The 14,428-nt window shown below is 37.9% G+C and carries 17 protein-coding genes; 10 read left to right on the top strand and 7 right to left on the bottom strand.

Annotated elements, in window-relative coordinates; all coding sequences use genetic code 11:
- Positions 1-41 precede the first annotated feature (41 nt).
- Complete coding sequence (locus BMS_RS03340; protein WP_014243376.1) at positions 42-890, bottom strand: endonuclease/exonuclease/phosphatase family protein; 849 nt, start codon at positions 888-890, stop codon at positions 42-44.
- Between the two features lie 113 nt (positions 891-1,003).
- A complete protein-coding gene (locus BMS_RS03335; RefSeq protein WP_014243375.1) occupies positions 1,004-1,411 on the bottom strand; it encodes a hypothetical protein in 408 nt (135 codons plus the stop codon).
- Positions 1,412-1,667: 256 nt separating this feature from the next.
- Here BMS_RS03335 and BMS_RS03330 point away from each other — a divergent pair, with 256 nt between their 5' ends.
- Entirely contained in the window at positions 1,668-2,483 is an 816-nt protein-coding gene (locus tag BMS_RS03330; RefSeq protein WP_014243374.1) for an endonuclease I family protein, read from the top strand.
- 162 nt (positions 2,484-2,645) lie between these two features.
- A complete protein-coding gene (locus tag BMS_RS03325; protein WP_052590568.1) occupies positions 2,646-3,485 on the top strand; it encodes an endonuclease I family protein in 840 nt (279 codons plus the stop codon).
- 68 nt (positions 3,486-3,553) lie between these two features.
- Here the strand turns inward: BMS_RS03325 and BMS_RS03320 are convergent, their stop codons facing one another.
- Together BMS_RS03320 and BMS_RS03315 are read right to left on the bottom strand one after the other, a co-directional pair.
- A complete protein-coding gene (locus BMS_RS03320) occupies positions 3,554-4,072 on the bottom strand; it encodes a response regulator transcription factor (protein ID WP_014243372.1) in 519 nt (172 codons plus the stop codon).
- Entirely contained in the window at positions 4,069-5,307 is a 1,239-nt protein-coding gene (locus BMS_RS03315; protein WP_014243371.1) for a sensor histidine kinase, read from the bottom strand. The genes BMS_RS03320 and BMS_RS03315 overlap by 4 nt, the downstream gene beginning before the upstream one ends.
- Positions 5,308-5,404: 97 nt before the next feature.
- Between BMS_RS03315 and BMS_RS16670 the strand changes: the two genes are divergently transcribed.
- The 4 genes from BMS_RS16670 to BMS_RS03295 are packed head-to-tail and all read left to right on the top strand — an operon-like array spanning position 5,405 to position 7,687.
- Complete coding sequence (locus BMS_RS16670) at positions 5,405-5,929, top strand: redoxin family protein (protein ID WP_052590566.1); 525 nt, start codon at positions 5,405-5,407, stop codon at positions 5,927-5,929.
- Positions 5,929-6,384, top strand: coding sequence for a hypothetical protein (locus BMS_RS03305; protein WP_014243369.1), 456 nt, complete (start codon positions 5,929-5,931; stop codon positions 6,382-6,384). Before BMS_RS16670 ends, BMS_RS03305 begins: the two co-directional genes overlap by 1 nt.
- Positions 6,381-7,277 (top strand): hypothetical protein, encoded by an 897-nt coding sequence (locus BMS_RS03300; protein ID WP_014243368.1) that lies wholly within the window; start codon positions 6,381-6,383, stop codon positions 7,275-7,277. Before BMS_RS03305 ends, BMS_RS03300 begins: the two co-directional genes overlap by 4 nt.
- A gap of 8 nt (positions 7,278-7,285) precedes the next feature.
- Complete coding sequence (locus BMS_RS03295) at positions 7,286-7,687, top strand: hypothetical protein (RefSeq protein ID WP_044557237.1); 402 nt, start codon at positions 7,286-7,288, stop codon at positions 7,685-7,687.
- 5 nt (positions 7,688-7,692) lie between these two features.
- Here BMS_RS03295 and BMS_RS03290 read toward each other — a convergent pair whose 3' ends face one another.
- Positions 7,693-8,433, bottom strand: a complete 741-nt coding sequence (locus BMS_RS03290; protein WP_014243366.1) for a 3D domain-containing protein — start codon at positions 8,431-8,433, stop codon at positions 7,693-7,695.
- A gap of 114 nt (positions 8,434-8,547) precedes the next feature.
- Between BMS_RS03290 and BMS_RS03285 the strand changes: the two genes are divergently transcribed.
- Positions 8,548-8,988: a hypothetical protein gene (locus BMS_RS03285; protein WP_014243365.1), complete on the top strand. Its 441-nt coding sequence runs from the start codon at positions 8,548-8,550 to the stop codon at positions 8,986-8,988.
- Between the two features lie 61 nt (positions 8,989-9,049).
- Here the strand turns inward: BMS_RS03285 and sucB are convergent, their stop codons facing one another.
- Positions 9,050-10,678, bottom strand: coding sequence for a 2-oxoglutarate dehydrogenase, E2 component, dihydrolipoamide succinyltransferase (gene sucB, locus BMS_RS03280; protein ID WP_014243364.1), 1,629 nt, complete (start codon positions 10,676-10,678; stop codon positions 9,050-9,052).
- A gap of 36 nt (positions 10,679-10,714) precedes the next feature.
- Positions 10,715-12,103, bottom strand: a complete 1,389-nt coding sequence (gene lpdA / locus BMS_RS03275; RefSeq protein ID WP_014243363.1) for a dihydrolipoyl dehydrogenase — start codon at positions 12,101-12,103, stop codon at positions 10,715-10,717.
- Positions 12,104-12,274: 171 nt separating this feature from the next.
- Here lpdA and BMS_RS03270 point away from each other — a divergent pair, with 171 nt between their 5' ends.
- The 3 genes from BMS_RS03270 to BMS_RS03260 are packed head-to-tail and all read left to right on the top strand — an operon-like array spanning position 12,275 to position 14,411.
- Positions 12,275-13,162 carry a 3'-5' exonuclease gene (locus BMS_RS03270; protein WP_014243362.1) on the top strand — a complete coding sequence of 296 codons (888 nt, stop codon included), beginning with the start codon at positions 12,275-12,277 and terminating at the stop codon, positions 13,160-13,162.
- Entirely contained in the window at positions 13,159-13,389 is a 231-nt protein-coding gene (locus BMS_RS03265) for a hypothetical protein (protein ID WP_014243361.1), read from the top strand. The genes BMS_RS03270 and BMS_RS03265 overlap by 4 nt, the downstream gene beginning before the upstream one ends.
- The gene (locus BMS_RS03260) at positions 13,389-14,411 is read left to right on the top strand and encodes a KamA family radical SAM protein (RefSeq protein ID WP_014243360.1); all 1,023 of its coding nucleotides are present in this window, start codon (positions 13,389-13,391) and stop codon (positions 14,409-14,411) included. Before BMS_RS03265 ends, BMS_RS03260 begins: the two co-directional genes overlap by 1 nt.
- The last annotated feature ends 17 nt before the right edge of the window (positions 14,412-14,428 follow it).

Below are 14,428 nucleotides of genomic sequence, written 5' to 3'. Positions count from 1 at the left end.
GTAAAGCTAACAAATCACTCTACGCATTGGCAATAACTAGCTTACGGGTATGAAACTCTGATAGACATGGCCTTATGATCAGAGGATTCTAGCTCACCGTGAACTCTTGAGCTGTGAAGTTTAAGGTCTTTAATGAAGATATAATCGATTATTCGACCAGTCATTCCCGATCTATAACGAGTATCTTCCTTATACGTCACCTCTTCGAAGCCATGTCTCTTAAAGAAATTTCTCATGTAGTTGGTCTTTGTCCAAGAACGACAGTTAAAGTCACCTCCAAAGACAATTGGTCCTTTGTGGTTTTTTATGAGTTCACTCGTTTGCTCTAACTGATGAAAGAAGCCTTGTATTGGCGAGAAGTTAATTGCGTGAATACTGATTGTAAGCAGCTCTTCTGCACGGTTTTCCATTGGGTAAGTTGCTGTTGTAATCACTTTATGAGTAGAAACTATAGGCTCACGATACTTTGTTCTAAAAAGCTCAACATTCGTTGGGTTAACTCTTGAGGCAATGGCCGAGCCAGAGAAAGAGTTAGGATACTTGGCGTATGTAAAACTAATTCCTGTATCAAAACGAAAGCCACTCACTTCAGAGTAAGCGTCTTGTAATTGTGGATTAGAGTCCGTCTCTTGAATAAGGATAAGATCTTTATCTTCAATAATCTTTGGGAAGTCATTCTTAAAACTTTCCTTTTTTCCCTTATAGATATTCCAAATAAGTAAGGAAATATCATTGGGATCAAGCGCATCTTTAGAGGCCCTACCAGTCACCATGTGAATTTCATCTAGTGGAGGCGTCGTATAACCAGCAATTGAAGTGTAAGCAAAACCTGTATTCGCCATTAGGAGAGCGAAAACAGAGACAAGTGATTTTCTAAATAATTTATTCATAACTAAATTCTAGCGTTACAGGAAATTGATTGGATATGAAAAAATAAGGCCTTATGCGCAAATAAAAAAGGCCACATCAAAGTGGCCCTTAAGTATTTATGATTTGCTTATTATTAATCCCAACGATTAAAAGTAATGTGCATATCTGTCAGCATATTCGTTGTGACAAAGAAGTAACCCAAATTAGTCTCAACATAGCAAACTCTAGAAGAAGGAACTCCTCTTAGGATTTGATCACATCTATTGTGTGAACGTCCTCTTGCACTTCTACCAAAGTTAATAGCTTTTGGAGAACAACCAACTTCATCAATTAAGATTCTAATCATCTTAATCGCTAGAGCTAGGTGGTCATTACCATAATCTCTAACTTCATAATCATCTAAACTAAGTGTGTGAGAAATTGAATCTGTATTAAAGTCATTTGTTAATCTATTAATACATCTTGTCTCATCTGCACTTGCAAATTCTGAAACAGCAAATAAAAGAAAGCTTGTTACAACTACAAATCTCGCAAATTTCATCTAACGCTCCTTGAAGCTTATCGTGTGTGTAAGTGTTTTGTGGGCTAAATGTATAGCAAGTTAGGCAGCAACAATCAAAGTCTTTTAGTCAATTTTTGAAGCCCTTAAGTGACGCAGGCCAAAGCCTTTAATAAAACAAGACCTAATATTAAATATTAGAAAAACTTAAAAAAATGTTGGCCATATAGAATTCAGAAACCTATAAACGCCCCACACACTTTTAAACAGTACTTAAAAGTACAGAGGAATAAACCCAATGAAAGCAATCCTAGCCCTATTTCTTTTAACTATTTCTTTAAGCTCACAAGCTGCAAGCAACTACTACCCTTCTGATTTAAACGCAAAACTAACTAAGGGAACTCTTAAAGGAGAGCAACTTAAAGAAGCCCTCTTTAATGTACTTTCTCAAGTTCATACAAAGAGAAAAGGTAAAGCCGATATCCTCGGATGTACTGGTAAAGAAGGAACTTGCTACTCGCAAAAGGTTCTAGGTTATAGAGGAGCAAGAAAGGTTCTCTTCGGTAAACTTCACCTAGAAGAAGGCGCAAACGGTTACTACTTAAAAGACGTGTACTGTCGTAAAGTTATTACTTCAAGTCAGACGAATATCGGACCAAATAGAATCCCAAATAGCAATATTGTAAACTGTGAGCACACTTGGCCACAGAGTAAATTCTCAAGAAACTTTGAAAAAGAAATGCAAAAGAGTGATCTTCACCACCTCTACCCTACAGACTCAAAGGCCAACAGCATCAGAGGTAACTTTGAATTTGGTAACGTTGATAGCTGGGGAGAGATCAGAGACTGTGAAGCTTCACACTCCGAAGCTCCAGGTCACTTTGAGCCACCAACTGAGCACAAAGGTAATGTTGCAAGAGCACTTTTCTACTTCTCTGTAAGATACAGAATGCCAATCAGCGCTGAGCAAGAGCAAACAATTAAAGAGTGGCATATTCAAGATCCTGTAGATGCAGAAGAAAGAGAGAGAAATGATGGGATTTACGCCGTTCAAGGAAATAGAAACCCATTTATCGACTACCCTGAATTAGTTGATCATATTTCAAATTTTTAAGTTAACTTAGTTAACATTTCATACGAAAACCTCACGAATGTGAGGTTTTTTTATTTAAAAATACAATCCTAACAATTTTATAAGCCTAATCTAATAAAAAAAATTGGCCAGACCTTAAGTTAGCTGTGTAAAATTTTCATGCCCAATTCAAAGGATTATAGCGTGAAATTGCTTTTTATTTTGACTACCCTATTTGCCACTTTTACTTCAACTACATTTGCCGGTCACTCTTACTACCCACAATCATTTCAAGATGCAGTGGAGAGAGGAGATCTTGACGGTGAAAGATTAAAGGACGAGTTAAAGAAGATCCTCACTTCAAGACATCAAGTGAATCATGGAAAGGCAGATACACTAGGTTGCTCTTCTAATTCTAAAGATTGTTATTCTCATATCAACCTAGGATATAAGACAGCTAGAAAACACCTCTTCGGAAATATGGCCCTGGGTCACCTACAAAAAGATGATGAGTATTACCTCTACGGTGTTTACTGTGAGAATAAATTTACCAGCTCAAGAAATACGGGAACAATTGGTCCAATGAGTATTCCAAATAGTAATGTTCTTAACTGCGAGCACACTTGGCCACAGAGTAAGTTTACTCGTACTCAATCAGGACACCAGAAATCAGACCTTCACCACCTCTTTCCTACAGATTCAAAAGCAAATAGCACTCGTGGAAACCACGACTTTGGAGAAGTGAGAAATGGTAAAGACCCAGCACCAAATTGTGACGAGTCTCAAGTAAGTTCAAGTGGAAATAGAGTTTTCCAACCGGCCGTTAATCATAGAGGAAATGTTGCCAGAGCAATGATGTACTTCGCGATTAGATACAACGGAAAAATCAAAGCAGACACTGAAAGAATTTTTAGAAAGTGGCACCAAGAAGATCCAGTTGATGCAGCAGAGATTGCAAGAAATAATGGAGTCTATGATGTCCAAAAAAATAGAAACCCATTTATCGATTACCCAGAGCTAGTAGACTTTATTCAAGACTTCTAATCGCTCAATCTACTCCTGTGTAGGTTCAACTTATACAGGAGACTACTTCCCCTCTAAATTTATAATAACTATTTAAGTGGTGAATACTTCTTAAGTTTTCTTTGCAAAGACTGGCGATGAATTCCTAGCTTCTTAGCGGCTAGAGTTATATTACCGCCACACTCATTGAGAACAAATTCAATATACTCTCGCTCTTTTCGCGCAAGACTTGGGTATTGTTGCTCGTTGGTACTAAAGTTAGAATCCTCAAAACTTGAAAGTAACTCTTCAAATTGAATTGGCTTAGCGAGGTATTGCTTTGCTCCTCTCTTAACTGCTTCAACTGCTGTTGAAATTGATCCAAACCCTGTGAGCATAACGAGAGTAATAGAAGGATTTTGGCTCTTGATAAATTCTAGAGCATCCAATCCATTTCCAGTACCAATACGAAGATCGATGACTCCCCACTCAAAGCTTGAAATATCCCCTCTATCCCTTAACTCATTAAGAGACGTTGAGAAATGGCACTCATGGGAGCGGTCTCTAAACTCCAAGGCCAAACTCTCACAGAAGTTTCTATCATCATCAACTATAATTACTTTGCTCATACATGAGTCCTTTTCTTAAAAGTCATATGAGTACAAACTAGCTCTTCGGTCTCATTAGAAATAGTGAGAGAAGCGCCAATACTATCGAGGAAGATCTTCGCATTATAAAGACCTAATCCAGTCCCCTTCTCTTTAGTCGTAACAAAGGGCTCACCAAAGTGCCTCAAAACAAGAGGGTCTAATTGGGAGTGATTATAAATTTTAACTTCAAGTCTTTCTCGCTCATCAATAATCTCAACCCAAGTTCCTTCCTCACCAGAAGCTTCGATCGCATTCTCTAGAAGATCGACGAAGATCTGTGAGAAGCTAATCATTGGTAGAAATAAAATGCTCTCATTGGACTTGGTCTCAATTTTTAAATTCCATCCTTTGAAGCGTATAATATTTCTAATGGCCTCAACTGCATTAAGTTCTTCAAAGCTCACCTCTTCACTATCAATTGATATTTGCTGAATTCTTCCAAGAGAGCGTAAACACTTAGTAGTCGCCTGATCAATAATGTCGATATCCTCATCACTCAAAAGGGACTTATCTCTTTTAAGGCGATTTACTTTTAAGAGAATAGTATTTAGCGGCGTGGCCAATTCATGACTAAGTCCTGCCGAAAGAAGACCATAGGCCTTAAGTCTATCGGCTTGATGGAGCTGTTCTGAAATTTGAGAAAGATTGCGCTCCATAATTTGAAGAGACTTCTTAATCCAAATGAGCAGAGGCCATAGAATTCCTAAGACAACGATATTTCCTATAAAGTAACTTAAAGAACTAAGTTCCACTCCATCTGTTAAAAGACTCGGCAAAGGAGCCCACCATAGAAAGAGTATACTCAATAGACAGAAGAGAAAGAAGAGAGCGGATTGCTTACTCTCTAGAAGAACTCCCCCAAGAATAAAGTATATAAAAAGAAAGGAAGTAAAGGGAGAAGCTAGTCCTCCACAGATTGAGATACAAATCGTTAAGGTTGAAAGATCAAAGAGAATATTAAAGAAGATATCCCACTCTGAGAGCGCCTCACTAACTCGAAGCTTACTAATAGAATATGAGTTAAAAACACCCACTCCAATTAATATCAAGCACAGCGAGGCAAAAGTGTATCGATCAATTTTATAGAGAAGCATGAGAACACATAGAAGAATACTCATTAATGCGAGTACGGCCCAGCGCAAATTCACTAAGAGTGAGAATTTCGACGGTCTCTTATGTTGTAACTGACTGTAATTTAATAAGCTATACTTCATACTTACGCCTAATATAGACAATGCTCTAGCGGCCGTAAATAGGGCCGCAACAATATGATGCGTGGACAGAAATACCAATAAACGATATGTAAGCTACATGAAAACACTACTAATTTCCCTACTTATTTCCATAACAACTCACGCCCATAATGGAGCACTGACTAAAGCAAAACTCTTAAATGGCGAGAGCTTTCAATCACTCGCGGCCAAAGAGAAAAAGCTAGTTGTCTTCTTTCTAAGTGCATCCTGTCCGTGTACGAAGAAGAATATTCCCTACTTACAAAAACTTAGTAAAGAATACTCTCACTTTCAATTTATAGGTGTTCACTCCAATGCCAATGAGAATTTAGATTTAGCAAAGAAGGAGTTTTCAAATTTCGACTTTCCAATTGCCTATGATGAAAAGGGTGAAATTGCAGATCAATTTAAGGCGACGAAGACTCCACACGTTTTTGTTGTGAGCGCCAGTGATGAGATTCTCTACCATGGAGGAGTCACTAATAGTATTGACCCAAAGAGGGCAAAGAACTTCTACCTAGATAATGCCCTTAAAGATATAACAAATCACAAGGAAGTCAGACAAAAATTTGCCAAGGCCCTAGGCTGCTACATAGTGAGATAATGATGAAGTACCTTTTACTACTTTCTTTTACTCTCTTGTTCTCTTGTGGAAAATCACCTCTATTAAATCACGAGACTGAGCGCAATCAGAGTACACAAAATCAAAGTGCCCTTCTTTCTAAACTTAATTTTAAAAACTCTGAGCTGAGCCTCAGCATCCAGTGGATTAAAGGCCCTTTTTCTGATGCGAGTTTAGAAAACTCTTTTATGATTATTGTTCAAGATAGAAATGGAAATCTTAGCGATATTCCAAATGAAAGTGAGTTTTATATTTGGGGGTGGATGCCTTCAATGGGACATGGCACTGCCGATGATGGATATACTGAAAGACTTTCTAAAGGCATTTACCTTCAAAGAGAATTCTACTTTAATATGGGTGGAGACTGGGAAATTAACTTAGAACTCTATAAGAATAACCAATCTATTGATGCAACAAAGATTCGCCTTGACCTATGAAAAGAGTAATTCTTAGCTTCTTTATTCAAGTCAATATTTATGCAGCTGCTTGCTGTGGTGGAAGCTCGGCCATCCCCTCTCTAATAACTGGAGATAATAATTCTCAATTCTCACTATCTCAATCCATGGGAACAGTCGTAGGGAGAACTTATGAGAGAAATAGAAATGTCTTTTACACTGACAATAAAGAATATAAAACTTTTACAACTTCTCTAAAAGGAGCTCACCTTATCACTCCTCTTTTTCAAGTGGGGGCAGGAGTCTCGCTAGTTAGTAAAGATAATAGAGATGGAACGACCAAAGAGACAAAAACTCTACTGGGAGATACTGACTTAAGCCTCGCTTATGAATACCTTCCTGAAACTTTCTATTCAGTATGGAAACCTAGAGGGTTTGTTTATCTAAAACACATTTTTCCAACTGGAAAGTCTAATTTTGAAACTGACACTCGCCTTTTGACTGATGTTTCAGGGAAAGGACAACATATCAGCTCACTTGGATTCGTTTTTACAAAGATCTTTAGAAGTATTGATTGGCAAATTTACAATGAGTTCAAATACCTTCACCAAGAGAGTATTTCGAATAAGGAAATTTCTCACTCCTTCGGGGATACTCAAGGCCTTAGTTTTGGCTACTCCCCCAATAATGGAGCGATAAGAACTCAACTAGGACTTTCCCGCCACCATTTTCAAGAGAAAGATATTTTAATCAATAACGTGAATCAAGTATCTAATCGAGAAGAGTATTATGACTTTGAGGTTGGACTCAACTATATGATTAATGATTCAACTTACTCGCTCACTTATAGTGATCAAACAATTTTTGGACCAACAGAAAATACAACCCTTTCAAGAACAATATCAATTAGCTGGCTAGAGAGATGGCCATTATAGGAGTTACTATGAAGAAGATTTTTATCTCACTACTACTTGCAGTTTCACTTCATTCATTTGCCGAGTGCGATGTATTTCTAGAAGAAGTAAATACTTGTGTCGAGTATAATTGGACGGAAGGTCCTTACTTAAATGTTGGACCGGCGAGAGACTTCTCAGAACTTTCTGTTAAGTTCTTTGATGCAGACGATGCAAGTGAAGCTGCAATTGATAAAGAATTTATCGAAGTTCTACCTTGGATGATTATGCCAAATATGCAACATGGTACAAGGCCAGTTGTCACAACAGAACTTAATGATGGAAGCTACTTAATTTCTAAAATTCTTATGCGAAAAATGATGGGATACTGGGAAATTCGCTTCATCGACTCACGCGATAAGACTGTTCTTGGATTATTTAAAGTTCAATAATAAATTTAGTAGAAGATCTTATGTAGTCTCGTAAGATCTTCTATTGCCTCTCCATCTTCTACAATAAAGCCCGTGAAAGTTTTTGATTTTGAATTTCCAATAAAATCAAATTCATGATTCTTCGAATTTCCTGTAAAGACATCTATGTGGGCCCCTTTAATTGCTCCACCTCTATCCCCAGCAAAGAAGAATCCATCGTGAGTAAATTCCTTACCAATCCATCTAAACTTAACACCTTTTGCTCTAGGAATATAAACGACGCTTCCAAAAGGAATAATATTAGGGTCTACTGCAATCGTTCTATAAGGAATGAGAGAGTATTGTTTAGTACCATCTCCCCATCGACTCCTCGCTGGACGAAAGCGTACTTTATTTGTCGCAGGAAAGTCGCCTCCAAAGTACGGACTACAATCGACTTGAGTGGAAGTTTTTCCAGCATAGTTATAGGTTTTCTGATCTCCACCTGGAAAGCGAATCGCCACTGATCCTTCCATAGCACTATAGCACCACTCCTTCTTAGATAAGAGGACTGGATAAACTCCGTTTACCAAAGAGTTTTCACCTAGATCCTTTAAAGGAATTCCACTCATTCGTACTTGATAGATAGGAGTATAGTAATTTGTGGCCCAAAGTGTGAGAGACTTATTCTCATCTTCTTCTAATTGAAAATCAAAGTCGAGAACACTTCTCTTCTTAGTTGCACATGAAGTTAGAAATATTAGCGATAGAAAAAGTAAGGCCCTCATAGCTCTCCTTAAATTAGTTATTTATCTAATCCTATCCTCTCATTCTCAATACATCAAATTTACATATGAAAAATCACTCTCTATAATTTAAGGAAATTAAAAAAAGGATTTTTTATGAAAGCACTATTACTCTCACTTATCTCTCTACCAATTATGGCCAACAATTCTCCATGCCAAGGAGCTGCTGGTGAATACTACACAAACCTCTCTGGAGAAAAAGGTGGTTTTGTGGCCCATACCGCTAGAGTTTCAGGAAATGCATACATTGGTAAAAATGCTAGCGTCTGTGAAAACGCTCATGTCTTTGGATACGCCCAAGTAACAGGGAACGTTATCATTAAAGGTAATGCAAAAGTATATGACTACGCCAGAGTTTGGGGCAATGCTATGGTATTTGATAATGCTGAAGTTTTCGAAGAAGCAGGTGTTTGGGAAAATGCAATGGCCTTTGGAGATAGTAGAATCTATGGATTTGCTGGATTAAAAGGCAATGTTCGTGTTTATGGCGTAGCAAGAATGTATGATGCGACTTACTCGTCTGGACAATATTACTAAAAAAGACCAAAAAAAGGCCCAAGTAAACTTGGGCCAATTCCTTAATATCTTTTCAAAATTCTTAGAATAATTGAGACCAATCTGTAGTTTGAAGTGTGTTGATTACATGTCTAAGGAATTTAGAACCAACTTCACCATCAATTAGTCTATGATCATATGTATGTGTTGCATACATCATTTGGCGAATAGCAATAGCATCATCCTCAGTAACAATTGGACGCTTCTTCATTGTACCAACGCAGAAGATACCAAGTTGTGGTTGAAGGATAACTGGAGTTGCAGCAAGAATTCCAAATGAACCATTATTAGTAAATGTATAAGTTCCACCACTCATATCATCCATAGTTAACTTTCTTGCTCTCGCTTTTTGAACTAATTCATCAAGCTTTCTTGCGATACCTCTAATATTTAGATTGTCAGCACCCTTAATAACAGGAACAACAAGTCCATTTCCTGGTACAGCTACCGCACAACCAAGATTGATATCTTTCTTGTAAACAATATTGTCTCCATCAATTGAAGCATTCACAATTGGGAATTCCTTCAATGCTTGAACTAGAGCGTAGAGAATGAAGTGAGTATAAGTAAGAGAGAATCCCTCTTGCTTTTTGAACTCATTCTTAAAGCCTTCTCTAAACTTAAAGATATTTGTCATATCTGTTTCATCAATTGAATTCACGTGTGGTGAAGTCATTTTAGATGCAATCATATTCTTAGCAATGGCCTTTCTCATATTGTCCATTGGAACAATTTCAACTCTATCAGTTGAGCTAAACGCAGGAACAGATGACTTAACTGGAGCAGCAGGAGCACTTGGCGCAGCAGCTCTTGGAGCTGAAGTCGCGGCTGCAGGAGCTGATCCTCTATTATTTAAGAAGTTCATAAAGTCTGCTTTATTTACTCTTCCACCAGCACCACTTCCAGAAATATTGGCAAGCTCACTTAGTGCAACACCGTGCTTATTTGCAAGCGCTTTTACTAGAGGAGTATAGAATCTTCTTTCTCCAGAATTTTGAGCCGTTGTATTTTGAGCAGGAGCTGATGCCGCTTGAGTAGCTGGCGCAGCTGATGCATTTGCCGCAGGAGCAGCACCTGCACTCGCACCAAAAGGTACATCAAGATTTTGCTCAATAGAAGCAATCTTTATTCCAACATCAATAGTTTCACCTTCAGCAAAGAGAACTTCTTCCACTCTACCTGCAACAGGAGATGGGATTTCAGATTCAACTTTATCCGTAGAGATCTCTAAAAGAGTTTCATCAATTTCAACCATATCACCTGGTTGCTTGTGCCATTTTGTGATCGTTCCATTTGTAATCGACTCTCCCATTTGTGGCATTACGACATCCATTCTCTCACTTCCAGCTGCTGGTGCAGAACTAGCTGCCGCCGGCGCTTCAGTCGAAGCTGGTGCCGATGCTGCAGGAGCAGAACCACCAACTGTAGCATTGGCATCATCATCAATAACTGCAATGAGAATTCCTACGTCAATTGTATCTCCCTCAGGGTAGATAACTTCAACAACCTTACCAGCAATTGGTGAAGGGATTTCAGATTCAACTTTATCCGTAGAAATCTCTAAAAGAGTTTCATCAATTTCAACCATATCACCTGGTTGCTTATGCCATTTTGTGATCGTCCCGTTTGTGATCGACTCTCCCATTTGTGGCATTACGATATCGTGTCTCATATATTTCTCCTATTCTTTAAATTCTTTCTTCAAATTTTAGAAGTTTAAACTTCTACCCTTAGCATTCATTACTGACTCAGCTAAGAACTCCCCTAGTGTTGGGTGAGGATGAACAGTGGCGAACATCTCTTCATCAATCCCTTCCATTTGTCTAAAGAGAACATACTCGTGAATAAGCTCAGTTGCTTGAGTTCCAACGATATGTGCACCAAGCATCTCTCCGTCTTCTCCCATAAGCGTCTTAACAAAACCTGCCGTTTCATTTGAAGCCATGGCCTTTCCATTTGCTTGGAAAGGAAGCTTACCAACAGTATACTTAATTCCTTTTTCTTTAAGCGCTCTTTCTGTGTAACCAACTGAAGCAACCTGTGGCTGACAATAAGTACAACCAGCAATATTCATTGGGTCGATTGCATGCGGGTGAAGTCCTGCAATGTGCTCAGCTGCAACAACACCTTCGTGAGAAGCTGCGTGAGCAAGTAGTGGTGGACCAGCAATATCACCAATAGCGTAAATATTAGAGGCACTAGTCTGATACATATTATTTACAGCTACAAAACCTCTGTCTGTTTTTACTCCAGCGGCTTCAAGTCCGATTCCATCAATATTTCCTGTCATACCAACAGCAATTAAACCCATCTCAAATTTGTAGTCTACTGACTTTCCATTTTCAACGGCAGTGATTGTCACGTCATTTCCATTATTCTTAGCAGAAACCTTCTCAACTCCAAGAGAGAGTTTGATTCCATACTTCTTATAGGCCCTTTCAACTTCTTTAGAAGAGTCAGTATCTTCAATTGGAAGAAGGTTCTTTTGAAGTTCAAAAATGTGAACATCAACACCGAATGCATTCCAAAAGTAAGCAAACTCAACACCAATTGCACCGGCACCAATGATACCAATAGACTTAGGTAGGTTTTCCATTTTAATGGCTTCCCAAGCACCAATCAGTCTCTTTCCGTCGTGCTCAAGTCCTGGAAAACTTCTGTAGTGAGCACCAGTTGCTAGAATTATATTTGTGGCCTTAATTGTTTCTGTGTGACCTTTCTTAGATTTAACTTCAATAGTTGTCTTGTCTTTTAAAGTTGCTTTCCCCTCATAAGAAGTGATCTTATTCTTCTTCATTAAGAACTCAACACCCTTAGAGATTTTCTCACTAATTCCCTTTGCTCTTTTTACCGCTTGACCACCGTCAAGAGACTTAAGCTCAACGTTGATCCCAAGATCTTTCATATCGGCAATTTCATGAACAGAGTGCGCTGACTTAAGAACAGCTTTAGTTGGAATACAACCGCGGTTTAAACAAACTCCGCCAAACTTATCCATTTCTACGATGGCAACATTCTTACCAAGTTGAGAAGCACGAATTGCGGCAATATAACCACCTGGCCCAGCTCCAATAACAACAACATCAAAACTCTTCATAGATTTGTATCCTTTGGTGTTTTAAGATATATGACTACTCAAAAATAAGTTGAAAATATCAGCAAATAAAAGTTCATGTTTAATATCAATACTTTGTGAGTTTGGCCATGAAAAGTGTCATCCAAAGTGATCTTTAGGACTTAACAAATAACGCAAGACTCAAGGTAAAAAATGGCCCACTTCACCGAAGCTGAAAGAGAAATTCTCCTAAGATCTTTTCCCAACGGAATTGTCGCTCTAGATTTAGAGACCACGGGCCTCTCACCCCTTATAGACAAGGTGATAGAGCTTTCGGCCATAAAAGTGACGCCTTACGGTGAAGAAGTTTTTGACGAGTTAATAGATCCAAAAATTGAAATTCCAAAATTTACTATTGATATTCATGGCATCACAAACGACATGGTGCAAGGAAAGAGAACCCTCGACAAAGTTCTCCCTGAGTTTATAAATTTTATTGGAAGTCTTCCCCTAGTAGCACACAATGCGAAATTTGATTTAGGTTTTATCGTATTTGGAATGCACCAAATTGGTCTTCCTCTTCACGAATCCCACGTCTATTGTTCATGTAAATTTTCAAGATATGCCCTAAGAGGTAGTACAAATTTTAAACTTTCAACTTTAACGACTGAGCTAGAAATCCCACTAGAGAATCATCACCGCGCCCTAGATGATGCTATAGCTTGCTTAAAAGTTTATGAGAGAGGATTAAGAGTTTTTAAAAAGCCTGATCGTAAAATACTTAATGAAGGCCATCTCTTTAAATTAAAAGACTTTGATAAACAAGATGACTTTGAAATTCCAAAAAAACTTAAACCACTTCAAGACAAAGTGAAAGATCAAGAGATGATTGAAATAAAGTACCGCGGTGGAAGCCTAAAGAATCAATTTAGACCTATTCGCCCAATCAGCTTTCTCCCAATGCCACAGGGGAATATGCTCTATGCGCACTGTCTTGTTAGTGATATGTACAAATCGTTCTCGTTAAAAAAGATAGCAGAGTTAAGAGAGCTATCAGATGAACAAAAGAATGAACTTAAAGCAAAGATGGTAAAGAAATGAGCTATATCACTAAGAAGAACCTTAACTTAAGAATACAGCAGTTAATCATTCTTATTCTCCACCTCGTTCTGCTACGTTGGATTTGGTACACACTCAATAATACGGGGGCAATGAATACAACAGAAGTCTTACTTCACTTTAGTGGCATTGGACTCATGGGTGCTCTTTTAATATTTGGTTGCGCTATGTGGGCAAAGAGAAGATATATAAAAGGACTTGATGATTAATGGAGAAATGGCAGAGCGAGTATAGAGACTCAATTAAAACTCATGCTGCTCTTGAAGAGTTCTTTGAAGCTCAATTTCCCAAAGTAGATTTCCCCCTCTTAATACCAAGAAAATTTGCTACACACATAAAGAAAGCTGGACTCGATTCTCCTCTGGCGAATCAATTCCTTCCACAAGTTAGTGAAAATGACTTAGGCGGAGAGAGTGATCCAATTGGTGACCATAATCAATCTCCCCTTGCTCAGATAGTTCACCGTTATGAAAATAGAATTCTTTTTTTTCCAACACAGGTCTGTCCCGTAATATGCAGATACTGTTTTAGGAAGAATGAGCTTGGTACTAATGATGAATTATTTAAAGCGAACTTTGAAAAAGTTTTAGAATATCTTAAACAACACTCAGAAATAAATGAGATTATATTTAGTGGAGGAGATCCACTTATATTAAGTGATGAGAGAATTGAATTTTATCTAAACGAATTTAAAAAAATTCCTCACATAAAATTTATTCGTTTTCACACAAGAACTCCTATTATTCTCCCCAGCAGAATTACTGAAAACTTTTGTAAAATTATTGAGAATTTCAAGAAAGATTTTTTACAGATAAATTTTATTATTCACGTAAACCACTCTCAAGAGTTTAATGAAGAAAATAAAGTTGCACTAAGTTTACTGCATGCTCATTGTTCAAACTTACTCTCTCAAAGTGTTTTACTAAAAGGTGTAAACAACAGTAAACAAGCACTTCTTAAGCTTATCGATGAACTTATTAAACTCAATATTAGGCCTTATTACTTGCACCACCCAGACAAAGTAAAAGGTGGTCTTCACTTCATGCTCACACTTGAAGAAGGTCGCAACCTTTACGCAACCTTAAGAAATCATCTTCCAGGATGGGCACTTCCACAATATATTATTGATATTCCAGGGGGAGAAGGTAAAGTAAGCGCCTATAATCCTGAGACCTACAACTTTAGTGGTCACCTCATTAATAGAAAAGGAACTAAAGTTCCATATATATAGGCCATTTGTCTCAAATT

It is taken from the genome of Halobacteriovorax marinus SJ (assembly GCF_000210915.2).
GTDB lineage: Bacteria > Bdellovibrionota > Bacteriovoracia > Bacteriovoracales > Bacteriovoracaceae > Halobacteriovorax > Halobacteriovorax marinus.
Note: the sequence above shows the minus strand (reverse complement) of the source record. Positions and strands in the feature narration are given on the sequence as shown.

What these genes read in the sequence shown, in the direction of transcription:
- BMS_RS03260 (WP_014243360.1), top strand. Translation starts at nt 13,389, where the DNA reads ATGGAGAAATGGCAGAGCGAGTATAGAGACTCAATTAAAACTCATGCT.
- BMS_RS03315 (WP_014243371.1), bottom strand. Translation starts at nt 5,307, where the DNA reads ATGAAGTATAGCTTATTAAATTACAGTCAGTTACAACATAAGAGACCG.
- BMS_RS03320 (WP_014243372.1), bottom strand. Translation starts at nt 4,072, where the DNA reads ATGAGCAAAGTAATTATAGTTGATGATGATAGAAACTTCTGTGAGAGT.
- BMS_RS03300 (WP_014243368.1), top strand. Translation starts at nt 6,381, where the DNA reads ATGAAAAGAGTAATTCTTAGCTTCTTTATTCAAGTCAATATTTATGCA.
- BMS_RS03340 (WP_014243376.1), bottom strand. Translation starts at nt 890, where the DNA reads ATGAATAAATTATTTAGAAAATCACTTGTCTCTGTTTTCGCTCTCCTA.
- BMS_RS03285 (WP_014243365.1), top strand. Translation starts at nt 8,548, where the DNA reads ATGAAAGCACTATTACTCTCACTTATCTCTCTACCAATTATGGCCAAC.
- sucB (WP_014243364.1), bottom strand. Translation starts at nt 10,678, where the DNA reads ATGAGACACGATATCGTAATGCCACAAATGGGAGAGTCGATCACAAAC.
- lpdA (WP_014243363.1), bottom strand. Translation starts at nt 12,103, where the DNA reads ATGAAGAGTTTTGATGTTGTTGTTATTGGAGCTGGGCCAGGTGGTTAT.
- BMS_RS03270 (WP_014243362.1), top strand. Translation starts at nt 12,275, where the DNA reads ATGGCCCACTTCACCGAAGCTGAAAGAGAAATTCTCCTAAGATCTTTT.
- BMS_RS03295 (WP_044557237.1), top strand. Translation starts at nt 7,286, where the DNA reads ATGAAGAAGATTTTTATCTCACTACTACTTGCAGTTTCACTTCATTCA.
- BMS_RS03305 (WP_014243369.1), top strand. Translation starts at nt 5,929, where the DNA reads ATGATGAAGTACCTTTTACTACTTTCTTTTACTCTCTTGTTCTCTTGT.
- BMS_RS03265 (WP_014243361.1), top strand. Translation starts at nt 13,159, where the DNA reads ATGAGCTATATCACTAAGAAGAACCTTAACTTAAGAATACAGCAGTTA.
- BMS_RS03330 (WP_014243374.1), top strand. Translation starts at nt 1,668, where the DNA reads ATGAAAGCAATCCTAGCCCTATTTCTTTTAACTATTTCTTTAAGCTCA.
- BMS_RS03335 (WP_014243375.1), bottom strand. Translation starts at nt 1,411, where the DNA reads ATGAAATTTGCGAGATTTGTAGTTGTAACAAGCTTTCTTTTATTTGCT.
- BMS_RS16670 (WP_052590566.1), top strand. Translation starts at nt 5,405, where the DNA reads ATGAAAACACTACTAATTTCCCTACTTATTTCCATAACAACTCACGCC.
- BMS_RS03290 (WP_014243366.1), bottom strand. Translation starts at nt 8,433, where the DNA reads ATGAGGGCCTTACTTTTTCTATCGCTAATATTTCTAACTTCATGTGCA.